This window comes from Bordetella tumulicola (genome assembly GCF_054779135.1).
On record NZ_BAAGYU010000011.1, the window covers coordinates 376,530 to 394,302 of the forward strand.

Genomic DNA, 17,773 nt, shown 5'->3' on the forward strand with positions numbered 1-17,773 from the left:
AAGCTGCGCCTAGTCCAGCGAGACCTGTTCCAGTTCTGCCAGAATATCGACGGTATGCTCGCCTAACTTGGGCGCGGGCCGACGGAATCCTCCGGGACTGGACGACAGGCGGGGAATGATGTTGTGCATGGGCACGCTACCCATCTCCGCATCAGGCAGGTTGACGATGGCCTGGCGCCCGGTGACATAGGGGTGATCGACCAGATCCGCCACGGAATAGACGGGGCCGGCCGTGACGCCCGCCTGTTCAAACAAGGCCAGGTTGTCTTCCTGCGTGCGGCTCCCCACAAAACCCTGGATGATCTCGTCCAGTAGATCTTTGTTTTTCACGCGCACGTCGTTGTTTTCAAAACGCGGATCGGTCTTGAGTTCGGGCATGCCGATGGTGTCGAAAATCCGCATGGCCATCGATTGCATGGAGCCCGACATCGCGATGTGTTTGCCGTCTTTGCAGACGTAGACGTTGCGCGGTGCGGTGTGTGTGGATTGATTGCCGGCGCGCAGCGTAGGCGTGCCCGTTGCCTGGAATTTCCCGGCCTCGGATGAGATTAGCGAAAAAATCGGTTCGAACAGTGACAGATCTACGATCTGGCCTACACCCGTTTTCTCTGCCGAACGCAGCGCAGTCAGCACCCCTGCCGCGCCGTAGATGCCCGCGATCATGTCCGCCATGGCCAAGGGGGGCAGGGCAGGTGGCTTGTCGGGGAACCCATTCAGATAGGCGTAACCGGACATGGCCTCAACCAGCGTACCAAATCCCGGCTTGTGGCTGTAGGGCCCCGTCTGGCCCCAGCCGGACACGCGAGCGATGACGAGCGCGGGATTCAAAGCGTGCAGGACCTCGGGTGACAGGCCCATTTTTTCCAGGCCACCGGGGACAAAATTTTCGATGAGTACGTGTGAACATTTGATCAGCTTTTTGAGCTGTATCAGTCCGTCTTCGGATTTAATGTCCAGCGCCAACGAACGCTTGTTGCGGCCATAGACTTTCCAGTACACGGCCTGGCCGCCTTCACGCCAATGCCGCAGATCGTCGCCTTTTTCGGGGCGTTCGACCTTGATGACGTCGGCGCCAAAGTCAGCCAGAAATACCGACAGCATGTTCCCCGCTACCAGGCGCGACATGTCGACGACTTTGATGTCTTTGAGCGGGCCTTCTTGCTCGGGGGTAAAGGCTTGAGTATTCATGGCGTGCTCTGTGTGGCGGAGGATGTCCAGGGGGCGTACACGGTGCGGGTCGCCCCGTTAGTCGATCGGAAACGGCGTAACTCAGTTGGCTTTCGCACCGGAGGATTTGACGATGCCGCTCCAGAGTTTCAAGTCGTCGTTCAGGCGTTGCGCCAGTTGCTCCGGATTGTCGCTCAATGGCTCGACCCCCAATTCCGCGTACTTCTTTGTGACGTCGGCATCGGCCAGCGCGATCTCCGTGGCTTTGTAGAGCGTGTCGATAACGTCTTTAGGCGTGTTTTGAGGCACGTACATGGCGATCCAGAGTTCGCCGCTATAGCCGGGGATTTGTTCACCGATGGCTGGGACATCCGGCAGCGCCGGGTTGCGTTCTTTGGTGCTGACGCCCAAGGCCCGGAGTTTGCCGGCTTTGATCGTGGCGATTGATGAGGGCAAACTGGCGAACAGCATGGGGACTTGTCCGCCCAACACGTCGGTCATGCCAGGGGCGACACCGCGGTAGGGGATGTGTTCCAGTTTCAGGCCGCCTTTTTCGTCCAGCATGGCGCCCAGCAGGTGATTGAGCGAGCCATTGCCGGCCGAGGCATATTGATATTTGCCAGGATTCGCTTTGACCAGAGTAATGAATTCGGCGAGCGTATTTGCCGGGAATGACGGGTGGACGCAGAGCACGTTGGGAACGCTGCCGACCGCTGCGACGGGGGCGAAATCTTTCACCGGGTCAAAGCCGGGGTCCTTGAAAATGGCCGGGCTGATCGCCTGGGCGCTGCTGACGGTGAACAAAATGGTATAGCCGTCCGCGGCCTCGCGCGCGACCTGGGCAGTACCGATGTTGCCGCCCGCGCCGGGCTTGTTTTGTACGACGAAGGGCTGGCCGAGTTGTTGAGCCAGCTTGTCAGAAATGAGGCGCGCCACGATGTCGTTGGTGCCGCCCGGCGATTGCGGGACGACCACGGTGACAGGTTTATCGGGATAGGCGGCGAGGGCATTTGTGCTGGTTACGCCGAGGCCTGCCACAACAGCCAGGCCGGCTGCCAGTTGCTTGAAGAACATGATGGGTGTCTCCTGAATATTTTTCCATATTCTTCACGCAAAATTTATATAGGTAAAATAGTATAAAAATATGGTTTACATACATTTTTATATATAGTTGGTTTTGTCGACTCGCGTGCTGTACTCCGCCTTGCTTTACTTAAGGGTAATGGGGGTAATCGCGTATCACGCGATTGGATACAACGATCTTGCCTGAACGAGAAACCCATGACGCTGACCCAACTGCGGTATTTTCTGGCGGTGATTCGCTGTGGCAGTATTTCAGGCGCGGCGGTCCAAATTCATGTGGCGCAGCCGGCGATTTCACAGCGCTTGCGGCAGCTCGAAGAGGAACTGGGCCAGACGCTCTACAAGCGACTCCCCCGCGGCATTGAACTGACGCCCGCAGGTCATCATTTAAAGGCCCATGCGCTGGAGATACTGCGCCGAGTGGACTCAGTACAGGATGATTTCAAATCCTCGGACGTGAATCCCATCGGTCGTGTGACACTGGGCATGTCGACCGCGATCAACAGCAAGTTTTGTGTCGCGGTGCTCGAACACGCCAGCCGTAGCTATCCCAACATCAAACTCACGTTGACCGAACATATGAGCGGCACCCTGCTGGAGTGGGCGGAGACTGGGCGAGTGGATCTAGCCGTGGTGTACGACGTGCCCAGCAATACACCTTTGTCCACGCATAGCCTGGGCAAAGAAAATCTTTATTTGGTGACTGACCTGGCGTTCAAACAGCGCCTGCCCGAGACGGTATCGTTGGTCGATATCCTGGAAATGGCGTTGATCCTGCCGGCGTTCCCGCAAACGCTGCGCTTAATGATCGAACGGATTTTTTCAGAACGCGTGGGCAGAGCGCCCAAGGTGTTGCTCGACGTCGATTCTACGTACGCCATCAAAAAACTGGTGGCTGCCCGTAAAGGCCAAAGCATTTTGTCCATTCACTCGGTTGGCGACGAGCTTCGACATGGGGAATTGGCGATTACGCCGATCGCGGACCCTCCCGTTAGCCGCACCATTAACCTCGTTACGTATCGCCCGCGCGCCAACGATGCAGCGGTGAGAGCGGTGCATCGCGTGGTGGAGAGCGTGTTGGCGGGGTAGGCAGGCCGGGGGTATTGCAGATCGGATTCGCGATTGCCACGAGATTGGTGAAAGCGGGGTATCGCGTTGGGCTGGAAATACTGGAAAGCCAGTAAGATGCAGTGATTGTTGTTTGCTTTTCACCATGCCTCATGCCCCTGTCTGAATCCCAGTCCACAGATGCTCCCTCAGGGCAGCCCCAACTGCGACGGACGCGCGATGCGCTCTTAATGCAGTTCGCTGGGTCCGCTTCGGTGCAAAGCAGCATGTCCCTGCTTAACCCGTATTCTCTCGACCTCGAGTACACACGGTTGATGATGGGTTTCCTGTTGTTTGACAGCGGCCCTCGGCGTCTGTTGATGATTGGTTTGGGCGGTGGGTCGTTACCGAAATTTTGCCATCGCTATCTACCGCAAACGTCGATCGATGTGGTTGAGATCGATCCTGATGTCATTGCGTTGAGAGACGATTTTCATGTTCCGCCCGATGATGCGCGCTTTCGTGTGATCGCGGCCGATGGAAGAAACTATCTACAAGCCGACCCCGACCCAGTAGATGTTTTGTTGATCGACGCCTACGACGGGCAGGGCATGCCGACGGCATTGTGTGAACAGACGTTCTTCGAGGATTGCCTGGCGACCCTGTTGCCTGACGGCATCCTGGTGGTGAACCTGCATCTCGAGAGCGTTTCGTATCCGGTTTGCCTGGCACATCTGCGCGAGGTATTCGGTACGTCGTTGTTTGAAGTCATCGACGACGACATGACCAACAGCATTGTGTTTGCCTGTAACGGCGAGCGTTTTGGCCATACGGATCTGCGCAGGGCCTTGCGAAAGCCAGAAAATCTCAGTAAAGACGCCTGGCGACAATTGCAGCCGACGTTCAAGCTCATTGAGGCCACACTCATCTTGCGTTGACGCAATGCGATGTCTGCACTCAACGCTCACAGCAGGCACATCCCCGGAAATCGTTGCGCGTTTTATCGGACATGACAACATGTCCACAATGAAATCCGACCTTACTTGATCACAGATATGGGCACACGATTTGGCAGCCACCACGAGACCTTTCTACCTATCACGGGCTTACATTGCGGACACGCTTTCCTTGATTCTGTTCTTTACCACGACGGGCGTATTGAATGAACGCCTGATTGCCGGGATGACATGGGATCAGGTGTTGCACGCGCGCCTGATCGGCGCGGCGTTGATGATCCCGGTCGGGCGGCCTTATGGGATGTGGCGCGACTGGATGATGGGTCACGCCAAGGAAACGCGCGCATCCCGGGTGCTTTGGGACAGCCTGGCCCTGATGAGCTTTCAGGTGCCTATTTATGCCGCGATCATTGCGTTCAGCGGCGCGACGGGCGATGGCTTGGTGTTTGGCGTGCTGGGGGCAGCGGTGATGATGCTTTGCCTGGGTCGTCCCTACGGCGCATTTCTCAACGGAATCAGACGCCTGTTTGGTCTGCCGCCGGGGGGTGAGAAGCCGATGTCACTTAACGATTCACGGAAAAGCACCTGATTGGTGTGGGCAGAACGACGTTGTATAAGTGCAGACACCAGTCGCTTGACGAAGGGCCACCTGTATCAAGGGGCCACGTGGTTCACGGTGTATTGAGTTTGCATTGCGGCAACTGCGCATGGACGTAAGTATTCACTGGCACTGACGTCCGTTCGCTCTTGGGCCGATAGTAGAGGGCTCGCTTAACAGCCCTCACGAAATGCTTTATGGCCCAACGCCCGGACTACGATAGTGCCTGGAAAGACACATTGTCTGCGTATTTCCCCGAATTCATGCAGATGCTGCGCCCAGACACGCACGCCCATATCGACTGGGCATATCCGCCGAAGTTCATGGACAAGGAGCTGCAGGCGCTTATGCGCAGCACCGCGCGTGGGCGTCGGCATGTCGATAAGTTGGTTTCCGTGCGCATGCTGGACGGCCAGGACAAGATGCTGTTGATTCACGTCGAGATTCAAACGCGATGCGATTCGACGTTTTCGGCACGTATGTTTGATTATCACATTCGGCTGAAATCGAAATATCCTGGTGATCGGCTGCTCAACCTGGCCGTGCTCACCGGACAAGGCGGCAGCCGGGATGAGGATAGCGCCGAGCGGGTATCAAACCTGATGTCTTACGCTTATCAGGACGAGGACTGTGGTTTGTGTTTTACCTTTCCGGTCATCTGGCTGGAAGGTTGGCGCCCGCGCATGGTCGAGCTGCAGAAACTCGCTCCGTGCAACCCCTTTGCGGTGATCGTGCTCGTCCAACTGGAGGCCAGCGCGCTGCGCCTTGGCCCCGACCGTCTGGCACGCAAGATCGAGCTCGTTCGGCATTTGGAACAATGGGGATTCACGCGCGATAATAGGCGTACGCTATTTCGGGTCATTGATGCCATGCTGTATCTGCCAGATGACCTAGAACCCGTATTCGAAGCCGCCGTCATTCAAATCGAAGAGGAACACCAGATGACTTACGTGACCAGTATCGAGCGCGTGCGGCTCAAGCGCGAACGCGCTGAGGGCTTGGAAGAAGGTCTGGAACAAGGTCGAGAACAAGGTCGAGAACAAGGCCTGCAGAAAGGCAAAATTACAGGCGCTGCCGAATTGCTGACGACGCAAATCACCAGTAAATTTGGCATGCTGCCGGATTGGGCGCACGCTCGCATCGTCGAGGCTGATGAAGTCACGCTGAACCAGTGGGCACTGCGTATTCTGCAAGCTGAACGTCTCGAAGACGTGTTTGCCTGAGTCGAGATTACGTCGTTTGGTGGTGGTTTGGATGCCATCGCATATAGGCGCACCGTAAAGCATCAAGGACATCATGGCTAGCTCTTCTCGTAGCCAAGCCCGTTTGCGGCACCTTATGGATGCCGACAAGCCGGGCGTTTGCAGGAAAATGCGAGAGACAGACTTGCTTGACTTGCATATAAATTTGAACAAAAAAAGCGCTTACTTTTCGTAAGCGCTTTTTTGATCGAATTCTTTGGCGGAGCGGACGGGACTCGAACCCGCGACCCCCGGCGTGACAGGCCGGTATTCTAACCAACTGAACTACCGCTCCGCAGCGGTTTATTACCTTACTACTGCCAACTAAAAAAGCTGGCGTCCCCTAGGGGATTCGAACCCCTGTACTCACCGTGAAAGGGTGATGTCCTAGGCCTCTAGACGAAGGGGACTTGGATCTGCTGTACTGCAACTTCGCTATCGACTGGTGGAGGTAAGCGGGATCGAACCGCTGACCTCTTGCATGCCATGCAAGCGCTCTCCCAGCTGAGCTATACCCCCAAACGTCCTGTCACTGTGGTCTGCAACTCGGGTCAACGTGACCTGTTTTGCCGACACGGTTTCCGTATATCGTTTAGCGAACGGGGCCGAATTATGCACCATTTTTTGTCGCGTGTGTGGCGACTGTGGAAATTAATGCATAAACCAGCGATTTTTTAAATTGTGCGCTGAAAACTGAAAAGGCCAGCGATAATAAGCGCTGACCTTTGGAATTCTTTGGCGGAGCGGACGGGACTCGAACCCGCGACCCCCGGCGTGACAGGCCGGTATTCTAACCAACTGAACTACCGCTCCGCAGCGGTTTATTACCTTACTACTGCCAACTAAAAAAGCTGGCGTCCCCTAGGGGATTCGAACCCCTGTACTCACCGTGAAAGGGTGATGTCCTAGGCCTCTAGACGAAGGGGACTTGGACCTGCTGTACTGCAACTTCGCTATCGACTGGTGGAGGTAAGCGGGATCGAACCGCTGACCTCTTGCATGCCATGCAAGCGCTCTCCCAGCTGAGCTATACCCCCGTTTCCCTAAAACAAGCTCGCAATTTCCGGTGTTTTATGCCCGTCGTTGCCAGTTTTTTAGTGCCGTTGGCGAAGAAACGAGATTATGCACGAGTTTTTTTCGACGTGCAAGTCGACGGCGGAAAATGTTGGTGCAACGTCCATGTTTCCTCCCGACAGGTCTAGCGCCTGCCTTTTTTACGCCCTAGTGCCGCTGCCGCAATGAGCAGCAGGGCAATGATGACGAGTACTGGTTTGTCGCCGAAACGGGCGTAGGGGGTCAGGCCTGTCATGCCCTGCACGGAGACGGGAAGGATGCCTGCCTGGAGGGCCGGCAATTGGGCGGCGACGCGGCCCTTGGCATCGATGGCGGCGGTGATCCCGGTGTTGGTCGCGGCCAGCATGGGACGGGCGGTTTCCTGGGTGCGCAAGCGGCCGATTTGCAGGTGCTGACGCAGTGCCCAGGTGTCGCCGAACCAGCCCAGATTGCTGACATTGACCAGAATCGTGGCGCCAGGCTCACCGTTGGCGCCGGGCCGCAGGGCGGGCAGGAGCTCGATGCCGAACAGGTCTTCGTAGCAGATGTTGAAGGCGACGTACTGGTCCTTCACGTGAAAGGGCGTTTGCCGTTGTTCGCCGCGATCGAAATCGCCTAGCGGGATGCTGAGCATGTCGACGAACCAGCGAAAGCCCGGAGGCACGTACTCGCCCCAGGGGACGAGGTGGTGTTTGTCGTAGCGTTGTGCCGTGGTGCCTAGCCGTAGTTGTTCCAGCGGGGTCTCGGCGTTAAAGCCGATGACGCTGTTGGTATAACTGTCGTTGCCGTCGCTGCCCTGCGTGCGCAGGGGGACGCCCATGGCGATGGTGGCGGCGTTGCGTGCCGCGAGGTTGCGCCAGGCTGTCCAAACGACGGGATCTAGCTTGTCTTGAAAGATGGGTAAGACGGTTTCGGGCAGGATGATCAGATCGGCGGGCGGCGCGGGCAGGGCGGCCAATTCCAAGTGGCGGCGTATGCCGAACTCCAATAACTTGGGATCGAATTTTTGTGATTGCTCGACATTGCCCTGTATCAAGCGGACCTGTAGCGGCTGGCCGCTGGGCTGTGACCAGGAGATGCTGCGTAGTGGCCAGCCTGCGATGACCAGCAACAGCGCCAGTGCGCAGGCTAGATTGCGGCGTGCGTTGGCCTGTTTGCCCAGCCCGCCGGGTGCGCGCATGGCCTGCCATAGGCCGGCCAGCGCGGCGGCGGCAAAGGCCGACAGCAGGGCGATGCCGTGGACGCCCAGCACGGGTGCCCAGCCGGCCAATGGACTATCGACGTGGGCGTAGCCGATATTCAGCCAGGGAAATCCGGTGAGCAAGGTAGCGCGCAACCATTCGAACAGCGCCCAGGCGGCCGCCCAGGCCAGCGCCGTGATCAACATGCGCCGGGCGGGCGATGGATTGGGTTCGCCATCGGTCGCGGGAGGGCACAACCAGCGCGCCAGTACGCAGGCAGCAGCGGGATAGAGCGCCAGGAAGGCCGATAGCGCCAGGACGCCGGCCACGGCCAAGGGGGCTGCGAGGCCGCCGTAGTAATGAAGGCTGACGAAAATCCAGGAGAGACCCAGCGAGTAACTCGCAAAGTTGAACAGCCAGCCGCGCCAAAATGCCCGGCCCAGGCCGGGCGCGCGCAGCGTTGCATGTGCGACGCAGGCTAATGCGAGGATCTGTACCAGGGCCAAAGCCCAAGCGGGCAGTGGACCCGGCGCGAAGCTCAGCGCGTGGACGGCGCCCGCGAGCACCAGGCCCAGCGTTGCCCAGGGCAGGGTACGGCCGAACCTCATGAGGCGGATGGGCCCGCGTCTGCTGCGGTATCGGTATCGGCGTTAGTGTCAGGGGTGCGCTTGGCGCGCAGCCAGAGTGCGCGCCGTGCATCGGCCCGTATGACTTCGATGGTCAGGTCGCGATGCGATGCGCTGTCGCCGCGACGGGGAATACGCCCCAACTGGCCACCCAGCCACCCGCCGACACTGTCGTATTCGTCGTCGGGCAAATCGGTGGCAAAGGCTTCATTGAAATGGCTGATTTCAGTCGTCGCCATCAGGCGCCATTCGTTTTCGTTTTCGGGGAAGATGCTCTGTTCGTCGTTGTCGTCGAATTCGTCTTCGATGTCGCCAACGATTTGTTCGAGCACGTCTTCCATGCTGACCAGACCCGAGATGCCGCCGTGCTCGTCAATGACGATGGCCAGGTGATTGTGGCTGGCGCGAAACTCGCGCAGCAGCACGTTCAAGCGTTTGGCTTCGGGGATGAAAACCGCGGGGCGGATCAGAGAGCGCAGTTCAATATCGGGCTCTAGCATGCCGCGCAGCAGATCTTTGGCCAGCAAGATGCCAATGATGTTGTCGCGGTCGTCTTCGTAGACGGGAAAGCGAGAGTGTGCCGTGTCGATGATGAACGCGAGCTGCTGCGGCAAGGGCAACGACACATCGAGCAAATCCATGCGCGAGCGCGGCACCATGATGTCGGAGACGGTACGTTCGGAGACGGAGAGTGCGCCCTTGATCATGCCGTACGCCTCGACGTCCAGCAGGTCGCGGTCGTGGGCGGCATCAAGCACGGCTTTGATACCTTCGCGGTCTTCGGGCTCGCGCCGTACAAGGGCCAGAATGCGGTCCAGCAGGGATTTGGTGGGTTTGGGCGTGCGCGTGGCAGTCGCCTCGGTAGTAGGGTAAGGGTCGGACATCGTCCTAGCGGACAAGTTAGAGAACAATCAGCATAACCGAATATCGGCTGCGAATTTGTTACGAGTCAGTCGGAGAGCGGGGCATTTCACCGCGCGGCGGGGCCCTCAAGCGTACGGGTCGGCGATGCGCATGTCGGCCAGGACGGCCGTTTCCAGGGTTTCCATGCGACGTGCGTCGCGCGCTTTGAGGTGGTCGTAGCCTAGCGCGTGCAGCACGCCGTGGATGGTCAAATGGGCCGCATGGTCGAGCAGGGTCTTGCCTTGCTCGCGGGCTTCGCGCACCAATACGGGAATGCAGATGACGATATCCCCGCGGGCGGTGCCCAGTGGATCCGTGCCGTATTCAAAGGTGAGAACATTGGTGGCGTAGTCGCGTTCGCGATACGCGCGATTGAGTTTACGACCCTCGGCTTGCCCGACTAAGCGCAGGCTGAATTCGGCACGCGTGCAATCCACCAGGCCGTCTTGTGCCGCGGCATCGAGTGCGCGCCGCGCCCAGCGACGCAGTCGCCAGCGCGGCAGGCGGGGTTCGGCAACGCCGTACTGCACCGCCAGGGAAAGTTCGGGCGGCGAGGGCTCAGGCTTCATCTTCGGCGGCTTTGTCATAGGCGTCGACAATACGGGCGACCAGCGGATGACGCACCACGTCGCGGCTCGTGAAACGGGTGGTTGCGATGCCCTGAACGTCTTCGAGGACGCCAACCGCATGCGCCAGGCCGCTTTGCTGACCGCGGGGCAGGTCGACCTGCGAGGGGTCGCCCGTAATCACGGCCTTGCTGCCAAAGCCAATGCGGGTCAGGAACATCTTCATCTGTTCGGGCGTGGTGTTTTGCGCCTCGTCCAGGATCACAAAGGCGTGATTCAGCGTACGGCCGCGCATGTAGGCCAAGGGGGCGATTTCGATGGTCTGTTTTTCGAACAGGCGCTGGACTTTGTCAAAGCCCATCAAGTCGTACAGGGCGTCATAGAGTGGACGCAGATAGGGGTCGACCTTTTGCGCCAGATCGCCGGGCAAAAAGCCCAAACGCTCGCCCGCCTCGACGGCAGGACGGGTCAATACCAGGCGTTGTACCGAGTCGCGCTCCATGGCATCGATGGCGCAGGCTACCGCTAACCAGGTCTTGCCTGTGCCCGCCGGGCCGACGCCGAATGTAATGTCGTGCTTGAGGATATTTTCGAGGTATTCGCGCTGGCGTGGGGTACGCGGGCGCAAATCGTTGCGCCGTGTGCGCAGGGTAATGCCCTCATCGTCGCCGGCCGTGGGGATCGCTTGGGTATCAATGGCGCGCGGATCGGCGGGGGGAGAATCATTGCGTCCCACGCCCATCTCGACCAGACCGAGCTGAATGTCGTCGACGGACAGCGGGCGGTGCACGGCCTGATCATGAAAGCGCAGCAAGGCGCGACCCGCCAGATCGGCGCGTTCGCCTTCGATGGTGACACGACTGCCACGACGACCCAGGCTCACCTCCATGCCGTCGGCCAACTGACGCAGGTTTTCGTCCAGCGGGCCACAGAGATTGGCCAGGTGGGTGTTGTCGCCCTCCAGATTGACGATGGTGGGCATCGTGCGGCGGGTGCGGCTGCGAGCTGCGGTCATTCGTTGCCTTGTGTGGAGTCTTGCAATACGGCGGTGGGAGCATCAAATTCCGCGCCATCGACATCGACGTCGGCCACGCGGGCACGCAGCGAGTTGGGATAGGCGTCGGTAATGATCACGTCCACCATCTGCCCGATCAATCGGGTCGGGGCAGGGAAGTTGACGATACGGTTGTTTTCAGTGCGGCCCATCATGTCGTTGGGGTCGCGTCGCGACGGGCTTTCGACCAGTAGACGCTGACGCGTGCCCACCATCGATTTGGCAATCTCGGCCGCCTGCTGATTGATCAGTGCCTGAAGTTGTTGCAGGCGACGCAGCTTGACGTCTTGCGGGGTGTCGTCGGTCAAGTCGGCCGCGGGCGTGCCCGGACGGCGCGAGTAGACAAACGAGAACGAGGTATCAAAACCTACCTCTTCGATCAGCTTGAGTGTTTTTTGGAAATCCTCTTCAGTTTCGCCGGGGAAGCCCACGATAAAGTCCGAGGACAAGGTCAGGCCGGGGCGCGCCGCGCGCAGGCGCCGCACGACGGATTTGAATTCCAGCGTGGTGTAGCCGCGCTTCATGGCGGCGAGCACGCGGTCGCTGCCGGCTTGGACAGGCAAGTGCAGGAACGACACCAGCTTGGGCAGGCGCGCGTAGGCATCCACCATCCGTTGGGTCATTTCCTTGGGGTGCGACGTGGTGTAGCGAATGCGTTCGATGCCTGGAATTTCATGTACGTATTCCAGCAACATGGCAAAGTCGGCGATTTCGCCGGTGTCGCCCATGGTGCCTAGATAGGCGTTGACGTTCTGGCCCAGCAGGGTGACTTCTTTGACGCCCTGGTCGGCCAAGTCAGCGACTTCGACCAGCACGTCGTCAAACGGACGCGAGACTTCGGCGCCGCGCGTATACGGCACGACGCAGAAGCTGCAGTATTTGCTGCAGCCTTCCATGATGGAGACGAACGCCGTGGCGCCGTCGACGCGGGGCGGGGGCATGGCGTCGAATTTCTCGATCTCGGGAAAACTGATGTCGACCTGCGAACGGCCCGATGCACGGCGGCGGCTGATGAGATCGGGCAGGCGGTGCAGCGTTTGCGGGCCGAAAACGACGTCGACGTAGGGCGCGCGCTTGACGATGGCTTCGCCTTCCTGGCTGGCCACGCAGCCCCCTACACCGATCACGAGATTCGGGTTGAGCTTTTTCAGGTGTTGTACGCGACCCAGGTCCGAGAACACTTTTTCCTGGGCTTTTTCCCGCACCGAACAGGTGTTGAAAAGGATGACGTCGGCGTCTTCGGGGTTAGGGGTGATTTCCAGGCCCTGGTCGCCACGCAGCACGTCGATCATCTTGTCCGAGTCATACTCGTTCATCTGACAGCCAAAGGTGCGGATGTAGAGCTTGCGCACGCCGGTCGTGGCCGTTTTGTCAGATTGGGGCGCAACGGGCTGGGAGGCGGAGGTCGTGGCCGGCGTCGCAGCGGCGCCAGCGCGTTTGAGAGAAGTTTCTTGCATGATATGCGCCGTGACGGGTGTAGATCCCGGGGGCAGAAGGGAAGGAAAACGTGGATTTTAACGCGTGCGGGTATTTCGGTCTTGAGGGACTGTGTTTTCGCCTTGGGGCGGCCCAGCGGCAATGAATACCCCCACGCTGCGCCTTCGGCTTGCTGCCTCCGGGGGGCGTTTTTGCCTTGGGGCGGCCCAGCGGCAATGAATACCCCCACGCTGCGCCTTCGGCTTGCTGCCCCCCGGGGGGGCGTTTTTGCCTTGGGGCGGCCCAGCGGCAAAAAACCGGGCGTCTGAGAAAACTCAGACGCCCGGTTTTTTTTGAGGCCAGCTTGTGGTGATCAGACGATCTCTGGGTCGCCTTCTTTTTTGACTGGCTTGATGAGGTCTTCGCGCTTGACACCCAGCCACATGGCGAGCGCGGCGGCCACGAAGACCGACGAGTAAATACCGAACCAGATGCCGATGGTCAGTGCCAATGCGAAGTAGTGCAGCGAGGGGCCGCCGAAGAACAGCATGGCCAGCACCATCATTTGCGTGGAGCCGTGGGTAATGATGGTCCGCGAGATGGTTTGCGTGATGGCGCTGTTGATGACTTCTTGGACGTCCGCTTTGCGGTACTTGCGGAAGTTTTCACGGATACGGTCCATGATCACCACGGATTCGTTGACCGAGTACCCCAGGACCGCCAATACCCCGGCCAGTACCGACAACGAGAACTCCCACTGAAAGAAGGCAAAAAAGCCCAGAATGATGACCACGTCGTGCAGGTTGGCCAACACCCCGGCGACCGCGAACTTCCATTCGAAGCGGATCCCCAGGTAAACCATGATGCCCACTACCACGACCAGCAACGCCATCAGCCCGTTATGCAGCAGCTCTTGGCCGACTTGGGGTCCGACGAATTCGACGCGGCGCAGATTCGCCGAGGGATCGGCAGCTGTCAGGGCGGTCATCACGGATTCGCTTTGCGTGGCCGAGGTCTGACCCTCGGTCAGAGGCAAGCGGATCATGATGTCGCGCGAGGTGCCGAAGTTTTGTACCTGAAAGTCGGTATAACCGAGTCCCGATACGGCAGTACGCACGCTGTCCAATTGCGCGGTTTGCGCGTAATTGACCTCCATGACCGTGCCGCCCGTGAACTCGATCGACAGGTGAAAGCCGCGAAGAATGATGAAGACCACCGCCGCCAGGAACGTGACCAGGCTGATGATGTTCAGCACCAGCGCGTGGCGCATGAACGGGATGGTGCGGTGGATACGGAAAAATTCCATGTTTCGCCTTGCTTATGCTTGTTAGGTCAGTTTGCCTTGGGTTTCCAGATGGTGCCGATGGACAGACTGGCGAGCTTTTTCTTGCGGCCATACCACAGGTTGGCCAGTGCACGCACGCCGACGACTGACGAGAACATCGAGGTCAAAATACCCAGGCAGTGCACCACGGCAAAGCCGCGAATGGGGCCGGAGCCGAACGCCAGTAGCGCCAGGCCCACGATCAGGGTGGTCAGGTTCGAGTCCAGAATCGTGCCCCAGGCGCGTTCGAAGCCCTGATGAATGGCCTGTTGCGGCGAAGCACCATTGCGCAGCTCTTCGCGGATCCGTTCGTTGATCAGCACGTTCGAGTCGATGGCCATACCCAGGGTGAGTGCGATAGCGGCGATCCCGGGTAGCGTGAGCGTGGCTTGCAGCATCGAGAGCAGCGCCAGCAACAGCAGCACGTTCATCGTCAGGCCGATGGCCGAGAACACCCCGAACAAATGGTAGTACAGGACGATGAACACCACGATGGCCAGGAAGCCGTACAGCGTGGAATGGAAACCCTTGGAAATGTTGTCGGCACCCAGACTCGGCCCGATGGTGCGCTCTTCGATGATAGACATGGGCGCGGCCAGGGCGCCGGCGCGCAGCAGTAGCGCAGTATCGGCCGCCTCTTCGGCGCTCATGCTGCCCGAAATTTGCACTTGGCCACCCGCGATCTCGCTGCGGATGACCGGCGCCGTGACGACTTCGCCTTTGCCGTTTTCGAACAGCAGGATCGCCATGCGCTTGCCGACGTTGTCGCGGGTGACGTCGCGGAAAATACGGGCGCCCTTGCCATCGAGCGTCAGGTGAACGGCGGCTTGCTGAGTTTGCGAGTCGCGGCCGGGTTGAGCGTCTTGCAGATTTTCGCCGGTCAGGACGACCTGGCGGCGAACCAGCAGCGGACGTCCATCGCGCTCGGTGTAGCGTTCGAGTCCGAAGGGCACCGTACCGCCGGCCAGGGCAGTTTGCGCTGCGGGAGAGTCGTCCACCAGACGGATTTCCAGCGTCGCGGTACGGCCGAGGAGTTCCTTGGCCTTGGCGACATCCTGGACGCCAGGCAACTGGACCACGATGCGATCGGTGCCCTGTTGTTGAATCACCGGCTCGGCGACGCCCAACTCGTTAATACGATTGTGAAGCGTGTTGATGTTTTGCTTGAGGGCAGAGTCCTGGACGCGGGTGACCGCGGCGGGGCTGAGCATGCCGGTCAGCGTCGCGCGGTTGCCGTCTTCGCCGGTGGTGAACTCCAGGTCGGGCAGTCGGCTGCGCAGGATGCTTTGGGCGCGGTCACGGTCGTCGGCGTTGCTAAAGGTGGCGACGACCGATGAGCCGGCGCGTTCGACGCCCTGGCTGGGGGCTTTTTCGTCGCGCAGCGTGGTCCGGACGTCCGCTGCCAATGAATCATAGCGGGCCTGCAGGGCGCCCTGCATATCGACTTGCAGCAGGAAGTGCACGCCACCGCGCAAGTCCAGGCCCAGGTACATGGGCTTGGGCTCGAACCAGCCCAGGGCGCGCATCCAGGGAGGCGAAGCGGGCAGCAGGTTCAGCGCGACGGTGTACTGCGGGTCGCCCGGCGTGGTGTTCAGGGATCTTTCAAGTAGATCGCGTGCTTGTAGTTGCACGTCGGTGGACGGGAAGCGGGCACGGATGGTGCCCAGCGTGCCGTTTTGCTCGTAGTACAGGCTTGAGGCGGGGACGTTGGCCGCCGTCAGAATTTGTTCGACGCGGCCGAGCATGGCCTGGTCGACTTTGATCGTGGCTTTGGCGCTGGATACCTGCACGGCAGGAGACTCGCCGTAGAAATTGGGCAGGGTATAAAGCAGGCCAATAATGACCGCGACCAGCACCGTGATGTACTTCCAGAGGGGATAGCGGTTCATTGGCAGCTAGTTCATGCGAAATAACGGAAAAAACCCTCTTTGGGTAAAGAGGGTCAGGTAAGACGCTTACAGGGCCTTGATGGTTCCCTTGGGCAGCACGGTCGAGACTGCAGTTTTCTGCATTTGCACTTCGACGGGCTTGTCGGCCAGTTCGGAGACTTCGACGGTGATGTAGGTATCAGTGACCTTGGAAACTTTGCCCAGTATGCCGCCGGACGTCAGGATTTCGTCGCCTTTGGCGAGATTGGCCACCAGATTACGGTGTTCTTTTTGGCGCTTCATCTGCGGACGGATCATCAGGAAATAGAGGATCACAAACATCAGCACGATGGGTAGCATACCCATCAGCGCGCTGCCTCCCTCGGGCGCAGCCTGGGCCAGAACAATGCTGGCGGTGTCGATAACGGACATGGAAAATCTCCTGAATGAATAGTTCGGGTCGAGTTATACAGGGTTGTAGTCTGCGCCCGTCCCCGCGCGAGCCTTGGACAGGGCAAGCCGACTATTGTAGCGAGGTTATCGCGCGCCGCATCTATTCGATGCCGCGAGCCCGGTCAGCGGCAAACTTGGCCCGCCAGGCCTGGAACGTCCCCGAGGCGATTGCTTCGCGCATCTCTGCCATGATGGTCAGGTAGAAATGCAGATTGTGCAAGGTGTTCAGGCGCGCGCCAGTAATCTCATTGGCGCGTTGCAAATGGTGCAGGTAGGCGCGCGAGAAGTGGGCACAGGTGTGGCACGTGCAGCTTGGGTCCAGCGGCCGGGTGTCGTCCCGGTACTTGGCATTGCGGATCTTGATGTCGCCGTAGCGTGTGAATAGCCACCCGTTGCGGGCGTTGCGGGTGGGCATGACGCAGTCGAACATGTCGATACCGCGGGACACGCCCTCGACCAGGTCTTCGGGAGTGCCCACGCCCATCAGGTAGCGCGGCGCCTGCGTGGGCAGGCGCGGCGTGACGTGCGCCAGGATGCGCATCATGTCCTCTTTGGGCTCGCCGACGGACAGGCCGCCGATCGCATAGCCATGAAAACCGATATCTGTCAGGCCTGCCACGGACTCGTCGCGCAGCGATTCGTACATGCCGCCCTGGACGATGCCAAACAAGGCATTAGGGTTAGCGAGGCGATCGAATTCCTCGCGCGAGCGACGGGCCCAGCGCAATGACATGCGCATCGAGCGGGCGGCTTCTTCAGTGGTGGCGGGGCGGCCATCGATCTGGTAGGGCGTGCACTCGTCGAACACCATCACAATGTCGGAATTCAGCGAGCGCTGGATGCGCATGGATTCCTCGGGCGTCAAAAAGAGCTTGGCGCCGTCGATCGGGGACGCAAATTTCACGCCTTCTTCGGTGATTTTGCGCATACCCTGCAGGCTAAATACCTGAAAACCGCCGGAGTCGGTCAGGATGGGCTTGTCCCATTGCATGAATCCATGCAGACCGCCGTGACGATCCAGGATTTCCGTGCCCGGGCGCAGCCACAAATGAAAAGTATTGCCCAGCACGATCTGCGAGCCGATTTCCTTGAGCTCGTGCGGCAGCATGGCCTTGACGCTGCCATAGGTACCAACGGGCATGAAAATGGGGGTTTCGACCACGCCGTGGTTCAGGGTGACGCGGCCCCGGCGGGCTTGCCCGTCGGTGGCCAGGAGTTCGAAATTCAGTCCGGTCAT

At 59.6% G+C, this 17,773-nt stretch carries 15 protein-coding genes and 6 tRNA genes; 4 read left to right on the forward strand and 17 right to left on the reverse strand.

All coding sequences use genetic code 11. From position 1 onward, the window contains the following. Positions 1–9: 9 nt before the first annotated feature. Positions 10–1,188, reverse strand: a complete 1,179-nt coding sequence (locus ACYVDM_RS23950; RefSeq protein WP_415792720.1) for a CaiB/BaiF CoA transferase family protein — start codon at positions 1,186–1,188, stop codon at positions 10–12. Between the two features lie 81 nt (positions 1,189–1,269). After that, positions 1,270–2,241, reverse strand: coding sequence for a Bug family tripartite tricarboxylate transporter substrate binding protein (locus ACYVDM_RS23955; protein WP_415792719.1), 972 nt, complete (start codon positions 2,239–2,241; stop codon positions 1,270–1,272). Positions 2,242–2,448: 207 nt separating this feature from the next. On the opposite strand from ACYVDM_RS23955, the gene ACYVDM_RS23960 reads away from it, so the two are divergent. The 4 genes from ACYVDM_RS23960 (at position 2,449) to ACYVDM_RS23975 (ending at position 6,074) form a co-directional block, all read left to right on the forward strand. Continuing rightward, positions 2,449–3,339 carry a LysR family transcriptional regulator gene (locus ACYVDM_RS23960; RefSeq protein WP_415792718.1) on the forward strand — a complete coding sequence of 297 codons (891 nt, stop codon included), beginning with the start codon at positions 2,449–2,451 and terminating at the stop codon, positions 3,337–3,339. Positions 3,340–3,584: 245 nt separating this feature from the next. Continuing rightward, positions 3,585–4,235 carry a fused MFS/spermidine synthase gene (locus ACYVDM_RS23965; protein WP_415792717.1) on the forward strand — a complete coding sequence of 217 codons (651 nt, stop codon included), beginning with the start codon at positions 3,585–3,587 and terminating at the stop codon, positions 4,233–4,235. A 130-nt stretch (positions 4,236–4,365) separates the two neighbouring features. Beyond that, positions 4,366–4,842 carry an L-alanine exporter AlaE gene (gene alaE / locus ACYVDM_RS23970; protein ID WP_415792716.1) on the forward strand — a complete coding sequence of 159 codons (477 nt, stop codon included), beginning with the start codon at positions 4,366–4,368 and terminating at the stop codon, positions 4,840–4,842. Positions 4,843–5,048: 206 nt separating this feature from the next. Then, on the forward strand, positions 5,049–6,074 hold the full coding sequence (locus ACYVDM_RS23975; protein WP_415792715.1) for an RpnC/YadD family protein: 1,026 nt from the start codon (positions 5,049–5,051) through the stop codon (positions 6,072–6,074). 236 nt (positions 6,075–6,310) lie between these two features. Here ACYVDM_RS23975 and ACYVDM_RS23980 read toward each other — a convergent pair. The 15 genes from ACYVDM_RS23980 to tgt form a co-directional block, all read right to left on the reverse strand. Then, positions 6,311–6,387 (reverse strand) — tRNA-Asp (locus tag ACYVDM_RS23980). A gap of 39 nt (positions 6,388–6,426) precedes the next feature. Continuing rightward, a tRNA-Glu gene (locus ACYVDM_RS23985) sits at positions 6,427–6,502 on the reverse strand. A gap of 33 nt (positions 6,503–6,535) precedes the next feature. Further along, a tRNA-Ala gene (locus ACYVDM_RS23990) sits at positions 6,536–6,611 on the reverse strand. 217 nt (positions 6,612–6,828) lie between these two features. After that, positions 6,829–6,905, reverse strand: a tRNA-Asp gene (locus tag ACYVDM_RS23995). A gap of 39 nt (positions 6,906–6,944) precedes the next feature. Next, positions 6,945–7,020, reverse strand: a tRNA-Glu gene (locus ACYVDM_RS24000). Between the two features lie 33 nt (positions 7,021–7,053). After that, a tRNA-Ala gene (locus ACYVDM_RS24005) sits at positions 7,054–7,129 on the reverse strand. A gap of 161 nt (positions 7,130–7,290) precedes the next feature. Next, the gene (gene lnt, locus ACYVDM_RS24010; RefSeq protein WP_415792714.1) at positions 7,291–8,934 is read right to left on the reverse strand and encodes an apolipoprotein N-acyltransferase; all 1,644 of its coding nucleotides are present in this window, start codon (positions 8,932–8,934) and stop codon (positions 7,291–7,293) included. Further along, complete coding sequence (locus ACYVDM_RS24015; protein ID WP_415792713.1) at positions 8,931–9,836, reverse strand: HlyC/CorC family transporter; 906 nt, start codon at positions 9,834–9,836, stop codon at positions 8,931–8,933. Before ACYVDM_RS24015 ends, lnt begins: the two co-directional genes overlap by 4 nt. Before the next feature lie 105 nt (positions 9,837–9,941). Next, positions 9,942–10,424: an rRNA maturation RNase YbeY gene (ybeY, locus tag ACYVDM_RS24020; RefSeq protein ID WP_415792711.1), complete on the reverse strand. Its 483-nt coding sequence runs from the start codon at positions 10,422–10,424 to the stop codon at positions 9,942–9,944. After that, complete coding sequence (locus tag ACYVDM_RS24025) at positions 10,414–11,436, reverse strand: PhoH family protein (protein WP_415792710.1); 1,023 nt, start codon at positions 11,434–11,436, stop codon at positions 10,414–10,416. Before ACYVDM_RS24025 ends, ybeY begins: the two co-directional genes overlap by 11 nt. Continuing rightward, positions 11,433–12,932 carry a tRNA (N6-isopentenyl adenosine(37)-C2)-methylthiotransferase MiaB gene (gene miaB / locus ACYVDM_RS24030; protein ID WP_415792709.1) on the reverse strand — a complete coding sequence of 500 codons (1,500 nt, stop codon included), beginning with the start codon at positions 12,930–12,932 and terminating at the stop codon, positions 11,433–11,435. The genes ACYVDM_RS24025 and miaB overlap by 4 nt, the downstream gene beginning before the upstream one ends. Before the next feature lie 332 nt (positions 12,933–13,264). Further along, positions 13,265–14,197 (reverse strand): protein translocase subunit SecF, encoded by a 933-nt coding sequence (secF, locus tag ACYVDM_RS24035; protein WP_415792708.1) that lies wholly within the window; start codon positions 14,195–14,197, stop codon positions 13,265–13,267. 26 nt (positions 14,198–14,223) lie between these two features. Next, a complete protein-coding gene (gene secD, locus ACYVDM_RS24040; RefSeq protein ID WP_460475481.1) occupies positions 14,224–16,104 on the reverse strand; it encodes a preprotein translocase subunit SecD in 1,881 nt (626 codons plus the stop codon). A 66-nt stretch (positions 16,105–16,170) separates the two neighbouring features. Next, the gene (gene yajC, locus ACYVDM_RS24045) at positions 16,171–16,515 is read right to left on the reverse strand and encodes a preprotein translocase subunit YajC (RefSeq protein WP_415792707.1); all 345 of its coding nucleotides are present in this window, start codon (positions 16,513–16,515) and stop codon (positions 16,171–16,173) included. Between the two features lie 121 nt (positions 16,516–16,636). Further along, on the reverse strand, positions 16,637–17,773 hold the full coding sequence (tgt, locus tag ACYVDM_RS24050) for a tRNA guanosine(34) transglycosylase Tgt (protein WP_415792706.1): 1,137 nt from the start codon (positions 17,771–17,773) through the stop codon (positions 16,637–16,639).

Excerpts from the sequence above, each read along its gene's own strand:
- ACYVDM_RS23950 (WP_415792720.1), bottom strand. The coding sequence starts at position 1,188 with ATGAATACTCAAGCCTTTACCCCCGAGCAAGAAGGCCCGCTCAAAGAC.
- ACYVDM_RS23955 (WP_415792719.1), bottom strand. The coding sequence starts at position 2,241 with ATGTTCTTCAAGCAACTGGCAGCCGGCCTGGCTGTTGTGGCAGGCCTC.
- ACYVDM_RS23960 (WP_415792718.1), top strand. The coding sequence starts at position 2,449 with ATGACGCTGACCCAACTGCGGTATTTTCTGGCGGTGATTCGCTGTGGC.
- ACYVDM_RS23965 (WP_415792717.1), top strand. The coding sequence starts at position 3,585 with ATGTCCCTGCTTAACCCGTATTCTCTCGACCTCGAGTACACACGGTTG.
- ACYVDM_RS23975 (WP_415792715.1), top strand. The coding sequence starts at position 5,049 with ATGGCCCAACGCCCGGACTACGATAGTGCCTGGAAAGACACATTGTCT.
- lnt (WP_415792714.1), bottom strand. The coding sequence starts at position 8,934 with ATGAGGTTCGGCCGTACCCTGCCCTGGGCAACGCTGGGCCTGGTGCTC.
- ACYVDM_RS24015 (WP_415792713.1), bottom strand. The coding sequence starts at position 9,836 with ATGTCCGACCCTTACCCTACTACCGAGGCGACTGCCACGCGCACGCCC.
- ybeY (WP_415792711.1), bottom strand. The coding sequence starts at position 10,424 with ATGAAGCCTGAGCCCTCGCCGCCCGAACTTTCCCTGGCGGTGCAGTAC.
- ACYVDM_RS24025 (WP_415792710.1), bottom strand. The coding sequence starts at position 11,436 with ATGACCGCAGCTCGCAGCCGCACCCGCCGCACGATGCCCACCATCGTC.
- miaB (WP_415792709.1), bottom strand. The coding sequence starts at position 12,932 with ATGCAAGAAACTTCTCTCAAACGCGCTGGCGCCGCTGCGACGCCGGCC.
- secF (WP_415792708.1), bottom strand. The coding sequence starts at position 14,197 with ATGGAATTTTTCCGTATCCACCGCACCATCCCGTTCATGCGCCACGCG.
- secD (WP_460475481.1), bottom strand. The coding sequence starts at position 16,104 with ATGAACCGCTATCCCCTCTGGAAGTACATCACGGTGCTGGTCGCGGTC.
- yajC (WP_415792707.1), bottom strand. The coding sequence starts at position 16,515 with ATGTCCGTTATCGACACCGCCAGCATTGTTCTGGCCCAGGCTGCGCCC.
- tgt (WP_415792706.1), bottom strand. The coding sequence starts at position 17,773 with ATGACCGGACTGAATTTCGAACTCCTGGCCACCGACGGGCAAGCCCGC.